This window comes from Bacillus xiamenensis (genome assembly GCF_000300535.1).
Taxonomy (GTDB): domain Bacteria; phylum Bacillota; class Bacilli; order Bacillales; family Bacillaceae; genus Bacillus; species Bacillus xiamenensis.
In genome coordinates, this window is the sequence record NZ_AMSH01000003.1 from 42,670 (window position 1) to 56,434 (window position 13,765).

The window sequence follows — 13,765 nt, forward strand, 5'->3', positions numbered from 1 at the left end:
GATGAACCGATGAGTGTACAAGATGAATTGAAAAAAGCGGTGAATCCTGCTGCTTGGAAAAAAGCAAACAAGCGAATGGTGGCAAAAATGCTGTCTGAATACATGTATGAGGACATGCTTCATCCCGTTCAGCTAGACCAAAAGGATGGCATCGCCCAATATGAATTAATCATTCACGAACATAAAAAATATCGCTATCTCGCAAAACCTCGTTTGTTTGATAGTTATGATACGATTGCTGAATCGGTCGAGTGCTGTCAAGATGGAAAATGGACAAAGGATGTCAGTGCCATTGTGTTTTTACTAGACATCCAACCAATCATTCCAATGTCTTCTGACACAACTGGCCATCTGATCAAAGAGCTTCATCATACCCTGTTAGCAGATGTTCATTTGCTGTCGAAAAAGGCACTTCGTGCAGATGAACTAACAGATACAGATTATGCATGGATTGAAGGCGAAATGACGGGTCATCCTTGGATTGTGTATAACAAAGGGCGCATTGGGTTCAGCTACGATGATTACTTAGCCTATGCACCTGAAAGGCAAGAAAGTGTGCAGCTGTCTTGGATTGCTGTTCACAGGGAGCTTGCTACATTCCATGCGGTCGAACATGAAAACTATGAACAAGTGATTGCCAAAGAATTAGATGAAGTCACGATTCGTCAATTTCACCGTGTGTTAAAAGATGAAGGGCTGAATGCAGCTGATTATTATATGATGCCTGTTCATAAGTGGCAGTGGACTCATATGATCATTCAGCATTTCCCTGAAGATTTGGCTATGCGCCGCATCGTGTATGTAGGAGAAGGGCTGGATCAATATATCCCGCAGCAGTCTATTAGAACCTTTACCAACATTTCAAATAAAGGCAAGCATCATATTAAACTACCAATGAGTATTTTAAACACACTTGTATACAGGGGGCTCCCATCAGAGCGTACAGTCATCGCCCCTCGTATTACAGCGCATATTAAAGGAATCGCCGATCAAGACGCCTTTTTATCTGACGAGTGCCGCGTGATTTTACCAGGAGAGAATGCCAGTATCAATGTCGATCATCCATACTACAGCAAGCTGCCTGGTGCGCCGTATCAATACCTTGAAATGCTGGGTGTGATTTTTAGAGAAAGCATTTATACGTATTTAGATGAAGGGGAGAGCCCTGTCACTCTTGCGGCACTCACTTATGAGGATCATGAAGGTGAGCCTTATATTAAACAGCTCATTGAAAAATCGGGTCTTTCCGCAAAAGAATGGATGGCGTCATTCTTCCATGTCATCATGCCGCCGCTTCTGCACTTTATGTATCAATACGGAACGGTCTTTTCACCGCACGGGCAAAATACGATTCTCGTGTTAAAAGACCACAAGCCGCATCGTTTGGCGATCAAAGATTTTGTGGATGATGTGAACATTAGTGATCAGCCGCTGCCTGAATTAGCTTCATTAGAAGATGATTTAAAAGAAGTGCTGCGAAGTGAGCCGCCGGAAGGTCTTGTGCAATTTATCTTTACGGGACTGTTTATTTGCAATCTTCGTTACGTGTCAAACGTGTTAGAGAATCACGATCTGTTAGATGAAACGACTCTTTGGCGCTTGCTTGCAGAAGAAATTCAGCAGTATCAAAAGCAATTCCCGCAGCTAAAAGATCGTTTTGCCTTATTTGATCTCTTCCAGCCTCAGCTGACAAAGCTTTGCTTAAACCGTAATCGCATGATTGATTATGGCTATGGAGATGGAGATGACCGGCCGCATGCGTCAGAGCATGGAAAGGTCACGAATGCACTTGCTCAAGTTCTTTCATCCGTAGGCGGGAAGTAAAAAAGAAAAGCTGTAGACATCATGTGTCTACAGCTTTTTGTTTTTTAAGAAAATGCTTGTGAGGCCAGAAAATAAAGAAGCGCAGGATCGTTCTGCTTTTCGTTTCCGCGAATCATCATAAAATGCGCTACGTTCGTTTTTGTAAATCCTGCTGCAACAAGTGATGCATGCAGGCGTTCAGCCGTTTCTTCCTGCATATCTAAACGAAAGGCGCCAGAATCAGTCGAGATGAGCGATTGGATGAGTGAAAGGGCCGTTTGTTCATCGTTTGCGGCAAGCGGGCCAATCATCAGATTAGCAGGAGTTTTAACGCCAAACGCAAATCCGGTGATGTCGTGATGTTCATTCTGTGCAATCAGCCGGAACGCTGATCGTTCCATTCGCTTCTTTAAAAAGCTGGCTCGATTGGTGCCTGCGCCTTTCTCGTCAAGTGCTTCAATGGCCGGAAGGTGCGTTTCATCTGCTGGAGCAAGATGAATTTTCTCTGACACGTGAAGTGCGGAAGGGTTCGTTTTTTGTGCTTTGTATGTATGAATGTAGCCGGCGGTGTGAAAGCCGATCTTTTCATAAACGGGCCGTCCCTGTACAGTCGCTGTTAAAACGACTGGGACACTGTGGTGGCTTTGATGAAGCAAGGTGTCAATCATTTGACGTGCAAGACCTAAGCCGCGATGTGTCTCCGATACAATGACAGCTCCAATTGATGCCACTCCGTCATATTGGAAAAGTCCAGCGCATGAGATCACTTGTCCGTCCGTTGTTGTAAAACCTGTAAAGTATCCATTTGTTAAAAGAGATGTGAGCTCTTCTGCATCGTAATCAGGCCAGTCTACCTCTTTTGACAATGCAATTAGGTCAGGTATGTCATCAAGTGTTAAAGATCGTTGCATAACGTTTGCCAATACACGCAACTCCTTCTTAGCTGAATTTGTCTATATGTATCGTACCATATGAAAGCATAAGAAAAAGGAAAAGGGGGTCCTTTTCCTTTCGGATTGTTTAGTAATTGAGGTCACGGTTGTATTCATACTCAAAGGTGAGCTGCAAGTTTTTAATTGAGACAACACCCACTTTGATTAACCGTCCACCGATCAGCTGAGGTATCTCTATTGCATTGAAAGAAACAAAAAATCGGTCTTTTGCTGGTACTTCACTTGTTTTATAAGAAGAGATATCTACTTTTTGACCATTCCAAGGTACGTTCACTGTCCCGCCTTTTAAGGAAGAAACGGTAAAGACATAATTGTGTGCGTTTGTACTGCCCTTTTCAGCTTCTAATGAAAGGCCAGTGACAACGGCATCCTGCGGCAAGCTGCTTAAATCAAAAGAAGAATTTGGAGAACCGGCTTCATTGAAGCTGTTCAGTGTAGCAGGTGATCCATATCGTTTCGTTGTGCCTTTTTCAATGCTTTTATCAAACACAATACGATACATCTTGTCCTCTTCATTTAATAATCGTTTTGGTTTGACGGCTAAGTAGTAGTCAGTACTGGCGGTAATTTTCGGCATATGGATGATTTCGTTTTGGTTGTTTGTCCGCACAGAGGAAGACACGAGTGTCCCGCTTTGATTGTAAAGGTAAAGATCGAAATCATTTCCAGCTTTCACATTCACGAGTTTAATCGAAAAACGGCCGTCTGCGCCATCGAATTTAGAGCTGGTGAAACGATAAAAATCAATGTCATCCATAGAAGAGATACTGCCCTCGTGATATAAGTATGTTTTGTTTAGATGAAGAGAATGCTGTAAGAATTGAGCTTTTTCCATCGTATCATTGTTTGCATAATCACTGTCTGGATAAAGGTGCTCCAATTCTTCCGTATAATATTTTGTTTGTTTCGTAGAAGCTTCACTCGCTTGTGCAGGTGACGGAAAGAGAGGTGCAGTGATCAAGAGACCTGTAAGCAGTAAAACCCCGATTTTCTTTTTGAACATGACAAACATCTCCTTTTAAGTAAATGACTTTCATTTATAATATCGGTAAAAAAGAGTAAATTTGCATATTTATGCCACTTTTATTTAAAAAAAGAACCTCCAATCAAGGAGGATCTTCTTTAATGAACGTTAAAATATCGAGCTTCAGGATGAGAAACAACAATTGCTGAAACGGATGCTTCGGGCTCCATCATGAAGCCTTCTGTGAGATGAATGCCGATTTTTTCTGGCTGGAGCAGGTTAAACAGCTTTTCTTGGTCTTCTAGATTTGGACACGCTGGATAGCCAAAGGAATAACGCTGCCCTTGATATTTGGCCTGGAATCGTTTCTCCATGGTGAAATCAACTGGGTCAGGAAAGCCCCATTTGTCACGAATTACTTGGTGCGTTCTTTCAGCTAATCCTTCTGCAAGCTCAAGCGCTAGAGCTTGGACAGCATGCATTTTTAAATAATCACCTTCTTGTTTAAATTGCTGTGCAACCTCACGAATGCGGGCACCAGCTGTGACGGCAAATAAGGCGATATAATCTTTCTCGTTTTCTTCGCTTTTCCGTACATAGTCCGAAATGGAGCGGTATGGGAGTTTCTCCTGTCTTGGAAATTGAAATGTTTCGATGATGCGGTCAGGCGCTTCAGGATCATAAATATGCAGATCATTTCCATTTGAACTGGCAGGGAAGAATTGATAAACAAATGCAGGTGCAAACCAGTTCTTCTCTCTTCCTTCCTGAAGGAGATCTGTGACAAGCTGTTTTAACTCTAGTGCTTTAGGGTGTTGTTCAGCCAATAATTTTTTGACCTTTCCTTTTAACCCGAGATGATGACCAATCAGCATTTGCTCATTTACATAGGGCATGATATGGTGCAAATCAATGTCCCGCACATAATGGCGTTTTGTATTTTCTGGCGTGAAAATGGGCGCCTCCGGAAGTGCCGCTCGTTTTTCGAGTAATTCAATCACAGCTTTCGGCTGCTTCACTTCTTTCTCCTTGCTCAATTCTTCTTGCTCTGCTGAAGGCTTTGTTTGAAATTGAAGCGGATTCGCTTGTAACTCATTGGCTAATGACAGGCCGTCCATTGCATCTTTTGCATAAAGAACAGGTCCGTCATAATGAGGCGAAATTTTCATCTTCGTAAATTTCCGTGAAAGCGCCGCGCCGCCCACTAAAATGGGAACGGAGATGTTCGCTTTTTGTAAATCTTGAGCAGTCAGGACCATTTGCTGTGCTGATTTGACAAGTAAACCTGATAATCCAATCATATCTGGTTTTTCCTTCTCCACAGCCTCAATCAATGTTTGAGGGGTTACTTTGATTCCGAGGTCGACCACTTGAAAGCCATTATTGCTCAAGATGATGTCGACAAGGTTTTTCCCAATATCATGGACATCTCCTTTGACGGTGGCGAGGAGTATCTTTCCTTTACCGCTTGCATGCTGCTTTTCCATATATTGCTCAAGATATGAAACAGATGCTTTCATGACCTCTGCCGATTGCAGCACTTCAGCCACAATCAATTCGTTTTGGTTAAAAAGACGTCCAACCTCTGCCATCCCCTGCATTAATGGACCATTGATGATCTGAAGAGGTGATTCGAATTTTTCCAAAGCAAGGGCGAGATCATCAATCAGTCCTTCTTTCGTTCCTTCAATGACATAGAGCGCCAGCCTTTCATCAAGCGATAAGGAGACCTTTGGCTTTTTCTCCGTTTTCTTTTTCCCGCGATAAAATTGTGTGAATTCGGCAAGTGTTTGATCGTTTGTTTGATAAAGTAATGTTTCAGCCAGCTTGATTTCTTCCTTTGGAATCGAAGCGAAGCGTTCAAGCTTTTCAGTATTCACAATCGCATAATCAAGTCCTGCTTGGACGCAGTGATACAAATAGACGGCATTTAGAATTTCTCTGCCAACAGGCGGGAGTCCAAATGACACGTTACTGATGCCTAAAATGGTGAGGCACTCTGGCAGTCTTTCTTTGATTAGTTGAATGCCTTTAATCGTTTCCTCAGCAGCACCGATATACTGCTCATCTCCAGTACCTACTGGAAAGACAAGGGGATCAAAAATGATGTCACTTGCAGGAATTCCATATTTCTTTGTTAGCAGGTCATGGGACCGTACGGCAATCTCAAGTTTTCGTTCTGCTGTCACGGCCATCCCTGTTTCATCAATCGTTCCAACAACCAGTGCACCGCCATATAGTTTCACAAGCGGAAGAATCTCTTCAAAGCGCTCTTCACCATCCTCTAAATTAACAGAATTGATAATGGCTTTCCCTTGAGAATATGTGAGGGCTTTTTCGATCACGTGTTTATCCGTTGAATCAATGACAAAAGGGGCTTTGACTTTTTTCATGGCCTCTTTTAAAAAGCCTTCCATGTCTTCTGCCTCATCACGATCTGGATCTGCTAGACACACATCAATGACATGTGCACCATTTTTCACCTGAGCACGAGCAATTTCTGACGCCTCTTCGAACTTTTGTTCCGCAATGAGTCGTTTGAATTTACGTGAACCGATGACATTTGTTCGCTCTCCAACAAAGAGCGGACGCATCGCTTCTTCATAAATGAGAGGCTCAATTCCTGATACAGTATGCGGTGACGACTCATGTGTCATGCTGCGGGGCTGAAGCGAACGTACTTCGTCTGATAGTGCTTGGATGTGTGCAGGTGTTGTGCCGCAGCAGCCGCCGACGATATTTAACCAACCTTCCTTGGCAAAAGCGGCGATTTTTTTAGCAAGAGAAGCAGGGGATTCGTGATATTGTCCTTCTTCATCAGGGAGACCAGCATTTGGATAGCAGCTGACAGCCGATTTTGCGATGGAGGAGAGTGTGCGGATATGGTCTGTCATAAACTCTGGACCAGTTGCACAGTTTAAGCCAACGCTGATTGGTTTCATATGTTCAAGTGAGATATAAAAGGCTTCAATATCTTGGCCGGCAAGGGTTGTGCCCATTGGTTCAATCGTTCCTGACACCATTAGTGGTAATTGAATGCCAGTAGCATGAAAGGCTTCCTGAATGCCTTTGAATCCAGCTTTTACATTGAGCATATCTTGACTTGTTTCTAAAAGAAGAGCATCACATTTCCCATCAATCAGGGCGCGTGCCTGTTCTTCATAGTTTGCGACGAGCTCTTCAAACGATGTGCCGCCTGTTACGGATAATGTTTTTGTTGTGGGTCCCATTGCGCCTACAACAAAACGCGGCCACTCCGGTGTGGACAAACGGTCTGCCTCGCGCTTTGCCAATTGAGCAGCCTTTATGTTGAGTTCATAGGCGAGATGACCAAGGCCATATTCATCGAGAACAAGCTTCGTCGCGCCGAATGTATTCGTTTCGATTAAATCTGCACTGGCCTCAAGATATTGCCGGTGGATCGATGAGATCAGATGAGGGGCTGTGACATTCAAATATTCGTTACAGCCCTCATACTCTTCTCCGCCAAAGTCATCTGCTGTGAGATCGGCGTTTTGAATCATTGTGCCCATTGCACCATCAAGGACGAGGATGCGTTTCTGGAGCTGTTCAGTGATAGTTGACATGTGCGTTTGTCTCCTTTTCTTTCTGATGAATGTAAGTCGTGAGTTCTGCTGTTAAATCTGATCGAAGAAAAGGGGTAATTAAATAGATGCCATTAAACAATTCACAGGCTGTATCTAATAAAGACCGAGCAATCGCTAAGCCTTCAGTTCGCTGCTTTTCTTTATCTTCGCCTGCCTTCGCCATAATCTCACGAATCGAGTCAGACAATTTGATGCCCGGAATCTCATGATGAATAAACTCTGCATTTCGGCTGCTTGTCAGCGGCATAATGCCGATATAAATCGGTTTATCCAAATGACGGCTTTCCTCATGAATTTTCACAAGCTGTTCTTCAGAATAAACAGGCTGTGAAATGAAATAATCAGCACCGTATTCTATTTTTTTCTCAAGACGTTTGACCGCCTTATCAATATGACGGACATTCGGGTTAAATGCGCCAGCCACTGAAAAATTGGTCTTTTTGCCGAGCGGCTTTCCAGAAAAAGAAAGTCCTTCGTTAAATTGTTTGATCAGACGAATCAAATCAAAGGAGGTTAAATCATAAACAGATGTTGCCCCCGGGAAGTCACCGATTTTAGATGGATCGCCTGTAATGGCTAATATATCGGTTAGACCGAGTGTATCAAGTCCCATCAAATGGGATTGAAGTCCAATCAAATTACGATCACGGCACGTGATATGGACAAGTGAACGCATATCAAGCTGCTGTTTCAATAAAGCGCCACAAGCGACATTGCTAATACGGGGCGTAGCAAGAGAATTATCAGCCAGCGTGAGGGCATCAATGCCCGCACTTTTTAATTCGTTCGCTGCAACAAGGAATTTTTCAAAGTTGAGCTTTTTCGGCGGGTCCAGCTCGACGATAATTGATCGTTTTTTCACAGCCAGCTCATCAAGTCCAGGCTCTGTGCGCTGGTCTTGGATCGAAATCATTTCTTCTTTTAACACTTTCACTTCTTTTTCGGTGATCGGTGCTAAATCTTTGACCGCTTCAGCCATGGCGCTAATATGCTGAGGCATTGTTCCGCAACAGCCGCCGATGATTCGTGCACCCTGATTTCTAAACTCAAGTGCACTTTTTCTGAAATAATCATTATCTGTATCATAGACGAGTCTGCCTTCCTCAAAGGAGGGAAGACTGCTATTAGGATAGACAGATAAATACGAATTTTCCAAAATTGGAACGCCTTCGAGTGCCTGAATCATATGATAAGGGCCCAGCCTGCAATTAATACCGACGACATCAGCGCCTAGTGCGGATAATTCGGATAAACCGTCTTTTAGCGGTGTGCCGTCCTGCAGAACACCTTGCTCATGCATGGAGACATTCATAACAATTGGGAGAGCCGTTTCTTTGCGTGCAATTTGGAGAACAGCTTTTGCTTCTTCAATGTCGTAATACGTTTCTAGCAATAATCCGTCAGGCTGTTCATTTAAGAGGATGTACAGCTGCTCTCTAAAGCTCCGTTTAATCTCGTCTAAAGAGTAGGCGTTTTTGTTAAATGTTCGGATACCGCCAATCGTTCCGAGGACATAAGCTGAGCCGGCGGCTGCTTTTGCAATTTGTACCGCTTTTGTATTGATGCGTTTTGTTTCTTCTTCTAGGCCGTAGCGGGATAGTTTAATATAATTCGCGCCGTATGTGTTCGTTTGAATGATGTCCGCCCCAGCCTGCACATACGCCTCATGTACTCTTTTCACTTCATCTTCTTTCGATAAATTTAATTCTTCAAAGCAGCGGTCGATGCCGTAAGAGTATAAAAGTGTTCCCATTGCACCGTCAGCAATTAATACGCGGTTTTGTAAGTCTTGTAATAGGCCCATTGGTTTCCTCCTTATTTTTATGTAACAAAAAAAGCCTTCTGATAAGAAGAAGACTTTTTGGTTTTATTGAAATTCTTCTTCTCATCTACCAAGCAGTTGCTTGCTGGATTTAGCACCTTGGTCATAGAAACATACATTTCTACTACACCGGTTGCTGAGGCTTCACAGGGCCAGTCCCTCTGCCTCTCTTGATAAGAAAGCGATATGAACATGTCAATGAGTTGAGCTTCCATCAACTGTATCGAAAAAATAGGAAATAATCAATGGGAAATTTAAAATTTATCGAAAATTTATAAATTGGACATCAATCGGCAAATCAGCTTTGCGTATGAGAGACATGACCTCTTGTAAATCATCTTTATTTTTCCCTGTTACACGCACTTGGTCATCCTGAAATTGAGATTTCACTTTGATGCCGGACTGCTTAATCAATGCATTGATTTTTTTTGCATTGTCTTTATCAATCCCGCTAATCAGCTTTGCCCGCTGGCGTACGGTTCCCCCTAGGGCGTGTTCGGTTTTTCCGTAGTCGATGTTTTTAGTCGGGACATTGCGTTTAATCAGCTTGGTCACTAGTACATCTTTTAGCTGCTCAAGCTTGAAATCATCATCAGAGATGAGAACGAGCTCTTCTTTTTCTAACGAAATATCACTTTTACTTCCTTTAAAATCATACCGGTTTTTAATTTCTTTCAGCGCTGCTTGAATGGCGTTTTGCACCTCTGGCAGCTCCACCTTTGATACAATATCAAATGAACTTTCTTTTGCCATCACACATGACCTCCAAGTATGGGATATTGCGTCTATCTTATCATGCCAATAGGGGAAGAAGAAACTTTATCGAATAGCGTTCAGCTGTATTGCGGTATAAATTAAGTGCAGTTTGTCCACTTTAGCTAACAGAACTAGAGATGTTCATGTTGACAGAAGTATAGTAGAATAAAGTGAATCAAAAGATGAACGAACGCTCTTTTAAGGGCAGATAGGAAGGAAGAGAACATGAGACCAGGTGAGCAATTGACCTTGCAAATAGAGAACGAGATGGAATACGGCTACTTTTTAACAGATGGCGAGGATTCTGTCCTCCTGCACCGCAGTGAAATGACAGAGGATATCGAAGATCGTGATGAAGTAGAGGTCTACTTATATGTAGATCATGAGGAAAGACTGGCAGCTACGATGAAAATTCCTACAATTAATGCCCATACATATGGCTGGGTAGAAGTTGTAGACGTGGTGGAAGATATGGGGGCATTTGTCGATGTAGGACTGTCAAAGGATGCACTTGTTGCAACTGAACACCTTCCGCCTTTTGAGGAAGCGTGGCCGAAAAAAGGAGACAAACTATATTGTATGCTGAAAGTGACAAGCTACGGTAGAATGTTCGCAAAGCCAGCCACTGAAGACGTGATCAGCGAATTGTTTACTGAGGCGCCAGATACCTTAATGAACAAAGAGATCACTGGAACGATTTATCGCTTAATTGCGACAGGTTCCTTCATGCTGACAGATACAGGGATAAGAGGGTTTATCCACCGCACTGAGCGGAAAGAAGAGCCAAGATTAGGATCGACCGTTACGGGGCGCGTGATTGCAGTGAAAGAGGACGGGACTGTCAATGTGTCACTGCTTCCTAGAAAGCAGGATGCATTATCTGCTGATGCAGAAGAAATTTTGACCTATATGAGAACAAGAAATGGTGCAATGCCTTATTGGGATAAAAGTGACCCAGAAGATATTCGTGAAAGATTCCAAATGAGTAAGGCAGCCTTTAAACGAGCATTAGGTCATCTGATGAAAAATGACCAAGTTTACCAAAAAGAAGGCTGGACATATGAGAAAAAGTGAGCAATTGCTCGCTTTTTTTATTTTTGTCATAAATAATGGGTTTTTTCAGTGAAAAAAGTCATAAAAAAAGTTGAAAAACCTTCACTTTATCATTGAAACAAAGCCTCTCAAATCCGATAAGAAAGGGGTAAGGATGATAAAAGGAGTGTGTGTTTGGATGAAAGTGAAGATTTCATTACTTCTGATGGCAGCCATGATCATGGTACTTGCCTCATGTAGCAATCAACAGGGAGGACCACCACAATCAAATGCGAAGCAGATTGGCGTCATGCTGACAGACGATGGTCTTGGTGATCAATCATTTAACGATTCATCATTTAAAGGGTTAGAAAAAGCACGTGACGAGCTTGGCATTGAATTTGATTATAGAGAAATTGCAGAAACCAAAACATATGAAAAAGGGCTAACAGAGCTTGTGAAAGATGGAAATGACCTGATCATTGGTGTAGGATTCAGTATGCAAGAAGACCTAGAAAAGGTAGCAAAAAAATATCCGAAAAAGCAATTTTTGCTCATTGATGCTGTGTCTGATCTGAAAAATGTCACATCAGTGACCTTTAAAGAAGAGCAGGGCAGCTATTTAGCGGGAGCACTTGCTGCTATGACGACAAAAAGTGATGTCATTGGGTTCGTTGGCGGCGTCGATGCAGATGTGATCCACCGGTTTGAAAAAGGATATCAAAAAGGCGCAAAATCTGTGAATCCAAACATCAAGATCTTAACCACCTATGCCGGCACATTTAGTGATGCAGACAAAGGCAGTAAAATAGCAAAAGAAATGATCAATAAGAAAGCAGACGTTTTATATGCAGCAGCCGGCTTTACGGGGGTTGGTGTATTAAAAGAAGCGCAAACGCAAGGCAAATATGCAATTGGCGTAGACAGCGATCAATACTATACGGCTGAAAAAGCCGTTATTTCATCTATGGTCAAAAAAGTCGATGAAGTGGTTTATCAATTCAGCGAACAGCTCGTCAAAAGTAGCAAAATCAAAAGCGGTCATATCGTGTATGATTTAAGCAATGACGGAATTGATATGGCAAGAATCCGGGTGCTCAAAGATGCTGAGAAATTGACCAAAAAATTAAATAGACTGAAGCAGACGCTTTTGAAAGATGAGGGGGCAGCATCATGAGCTTACGCATCAAAATTTTGCTCAACGCACTCATTTCACTTCTTTTAGCGGTTGGCATTATCGCCTATATTATTGTGAGCATGACAAAGATCCAATCATCAAACGAAACAGAAGTACAAACCTTACTCAACGTACAAAAAACGAAGGCCAGCTTTGAAAGTGTTGAACAGGCCATGACCAATTATTCCATGACTCTTTCAGATGAACAGCTAGAGGTCGTTCAAAGTGATATTTCTGCAGCAAAAAAACAACTGAAAGCATTAAACAAAAATGCAGGAAATATGAGAAAAGAAGTCTTAACAAGGCTCGCTTCAAAGTTTGATACATGGACAAAAGAAGCAAACAGTGCCATTAGTGAAAAAAACGCTTCAGATGCAAGACGTGTGGCTGCAAGAATTAATGGTGTCTTAAACGACGTGCATACGATGAATAAACGAGCACAAGAAGCGTATGAACAAAACCTTAAGAATGCAGCAGCCAATGTGCAGTGGATCATCACAAGCGCATTTGTCGCAGCCCTCACGCTGATTGTCATCGCTGTCTTTTTAAATATTGTGTTAACGAGAGCCATTGTGACGCCAATCAAATCACTGTCTTACCGGGCGAAGCAGATCGCAGAAGGGAACCTCGCTGTGGAGCGGACGAACATCAAGCGTAAAGATGAAATCGGCGATTTAAATGAGTCGTTCAATCAAATGACTGATCAGCTGATTAGCTTGATTCAAGAAATCAGCCAAGTCTCAAAGCAAGTGGAGACATTCTCGATTCAGCTAGATGATGAAAACAAAAAGCTCATGGAATCTGCCAATCAAGTGTCTGTATCGACAGACGAAATGGCAAATGGTTCACAAGCGATTTCAGAGGATCTTCAGCATGGCGTTAGCTTGATTGAGAAAATGGACCATCATGGACGTAAAAACTCCGAAAGATCTCACACGGTCATCCGTAGTACAGAGGACGCCATTAAAGCAGTGGAAAGCGGGAAGCACACGTTAACAGAAACAACAGCAGCAATTGAAAAAAATACACGTGCAACAAGACAAATCGAACAGTCAGCAGGAGAATTCACTCAATACGCAAGCGGAATCTCCGCAATGGCCAAAACGGTGTCTGACATTGCGGACCAGACCAACCTGCTCTCGCTCAATGCGGCCATTGAAGCGGCAAGAGCAGGCGAAGCAGGCAAAGGCTTTGCCGTTGTAGCAGATGAAATTCGGAAACTTGCAGATGAATCGTCTAGTGCGACAAGACAAATCTTTGATATGGTCAATCATATTGAAAAAGGCATTCAGTCCATTAGTCAGACTGTACAAGAAGGGGTCAAGCTTTCTCTTCAGCAGCAGGATGCAATGGACAAAACCTCACACTCTTTTGAAGATATAGAAGCAAAAGCAGTGCATATTAAACAAGAGATGGCATCTTTAAATGAACAAATTATTCAATCAACGGAGCTTGGCGGACAAGTCCTTCACTCTATTGAAAATATTAGTGCGGTTGTAGAAGAAACAGCAGCAGGCAGTGAAGAAATTTCTGCCTCGGCCAATGAACAGCTGCAATCGTTCCATCAAATGAACAAGCAGGTAGAAGAGCTGATGAATATGACGGCTAGGTTAAACGAAACCGTTCAGCGATTTAAACTTTCATAAGAAA

Annotated in this window: 9 protein-coding genes and 1 riboswitch; of the genes, 4 read left to right on the plus strand and 5 right to left on the minus strand. The window is 42.7% G+C overall.

Translation table 11 applies throughout. The features are described 5' to 3' along the window. Positions 1-9 precede the first annotated feature (9 nt). Positions 10-1,824, plus strand: coding sequence for an IucA/IucC family protein (locus BA1_RS02075; RefSeq protein ID WP_008355206.1), 1,815 nt, complete (start codon positions 10-12; stop codon positions 1,822-1,824). 44 nt (positions 1,825-1,868) lie between these two features. Here the strand turns inward: BA1_RS02075 and BA1_RS02080 are convergent, their stop codons facing one another. The 5 genes from BA1_RS02080 to BA1_RS02100 form a co-directional block, all read right to left on the minus strand. Further along, positions 1,869-2,726, minus strand: coding sequence for a GNAT family N-acetyltransferase (locus BA1_RS02080; RefSeq protein WP_008355208.1), 858 nt, complete (start codon positions 2,724-2,726; stop codon positions 1,869-1,871). Between the two features lie 97 nt (positions 2,727-2,823). Beyond that, positions 2,824-3,759 (minus strand): hypothetical protein, encoded by a 936-nt coding sequence (locus BA1_RS02085; RefSeq protein ID WP_008355210.1) that lies wholly within the window; start codon positions 3,757-3,759, stop codon positions 2,824-2,826. 119 nt (positions 3,760-3,878) lie between these two features. Continuing rightward, positions 3,879-7,307 (minus strand): methionine synthase, encoded by a 3,429-nt coding sequence (gene metH, locus BA1_RS02090; RefSeq protein ID WP_008355212.1) that lies wholly within the window; start codon positions 7,305-7,307, stop codon positions 3,879-3,881. Further along, positions 7,291-9,132: a bifunctional homocysteine S-methyltransferase/methylenetetrahydrofolate reductase gene (locus BA1_RS02095; protein ID WP_008355214.1), complete on the minus strand. Its 1,842-nt coding sequence runs from the start codon at positions 9,130-9,132 to the stop codon at positions 7,291-7,293. The genes metH and BA1_RS02095 overlap by 17 nt, the downstream gene beginning before the upstream one ends. Before the next feature lie 78 nt (positions 9,133-9,210). Then, a riboswitch (SAM riboswitch) is annotated at positions 9,211-9,330 on the minus strand. 81 nt (positions 9,331-9,411) lie between these two features. Further along, the gene (locus tag BA1_RS02100) at positions 9,412-9,903 is read right to left on the minus strand and encodes a YajQ family cyclic di-GMP-binding protein (RefSeq protein WP_008355217.1); all 492 of its coding nucleotides are present in this window, start codon (positions 9,901-9,903) and stop codon (positions 9,412-9,414) included. A 228-nt stretch (positions 9,904-10,131) separates the two neighbouring features. On the opposite strand from BA1_RS02100, the gene BA1_RS02105 reads away from it, so the two are divergent. The 3 genes from BA1_RS02105 (at position 10,132) to BA1_RS02115 (ending at position 13,761) form a co-directional block, all read left to right on the plus strand. Then, a complete protein-coding gene (locus BA1_RS02105) occupies positions 10,132-10,980 on the plus strand; it encodes a CvfB family protein (RefSeq protein WP_008355220.1) in 849 nt (282 codons plus the stop codon). Between the two features lie 157 nt (positions 10,981-11,137). After that, positions 11,138-12,115, plus strand: a complete 978-nt coding sequence (locus BA1_RS02110; protein ID WP_008355221.1) for a BMP family lipoprotein — start codon at positions 11,138-11,140, stop codon at positions 12,113-12,115. Continuing rightward, the gene (locus tag BA1_RS02115) at positions 12,112-13,761 is read left to right on the plus strand and encodes a methyl-accepting chemotaxis protein (RefSeq protein WP_008355224.1); all 1,650 of its coding nucleotides are present in this window, start codon (positions 12,112-12,114) and stop codon (positions 13,759-13,761) included. The genes BA1_RS02110 and BA1_RS02115 overlap by 4 nt, the downstream gene beginning before the upstream one ends. The last annotated feature ends 4 nt before the right edge of the window (positions 13,762-13,765 follow it).

Coding starts and splice junctions, on each gene's coding strand:
- BA1_RS02075 (WP_008355206.1), top strand. CDS start 10: ATGAGTGTACAAGATGAATTGAAAAAAGCGGTGAATCCTGCTGCTTGG.
- BA1_RS02085 (WP_008355210.1), bottom strand. CDS start 3,759: ATGTTCAAAAAGAAAATCGGGGTTTTACTGCTTACAGGTCTCTTGATC.
- metH (WP_008355212.1), bottom strand. CDS start 7,307: ATGTCAACTATCACTGAACAGCTCCAGAAACGCATCCTCGTCCTTGAT.
- BA1_RS02095 (WP_008355214.1), bottom strand. CDS start 9,132: ATGGGCCTATTACAAGACTTACAAAACCGCGTATTAATTGCTGACGGT.
- BA1_RS02100 (WP_008355217.1), bottom strand. CDS start 9,903: ATGGCAAAAGAAAGTTCATTTGATATTGTATCAAAGGTGGAGCTGCCA.
- BA1_RS02105 (WP_008355220.1), top strand. CDS start 10,132: ATGAGACCAGGTGAGCAATTGACCTTGCAAATAGAGAACGAGATGGAA.
- BA1_RS02110 (WP_008355221.1), top strand. CDS start 11,138: ATGAAAGTGAAGATTTCATTACTTCTGATGGCAGCCATGATCATGGTA.
- BA1_RS02115 (WP_008355224.1), top strand. CDS start 12,112: ATGAGCTTACGCATCAAAATTTTGCTCAACGCACTCATTTCACTTCTT.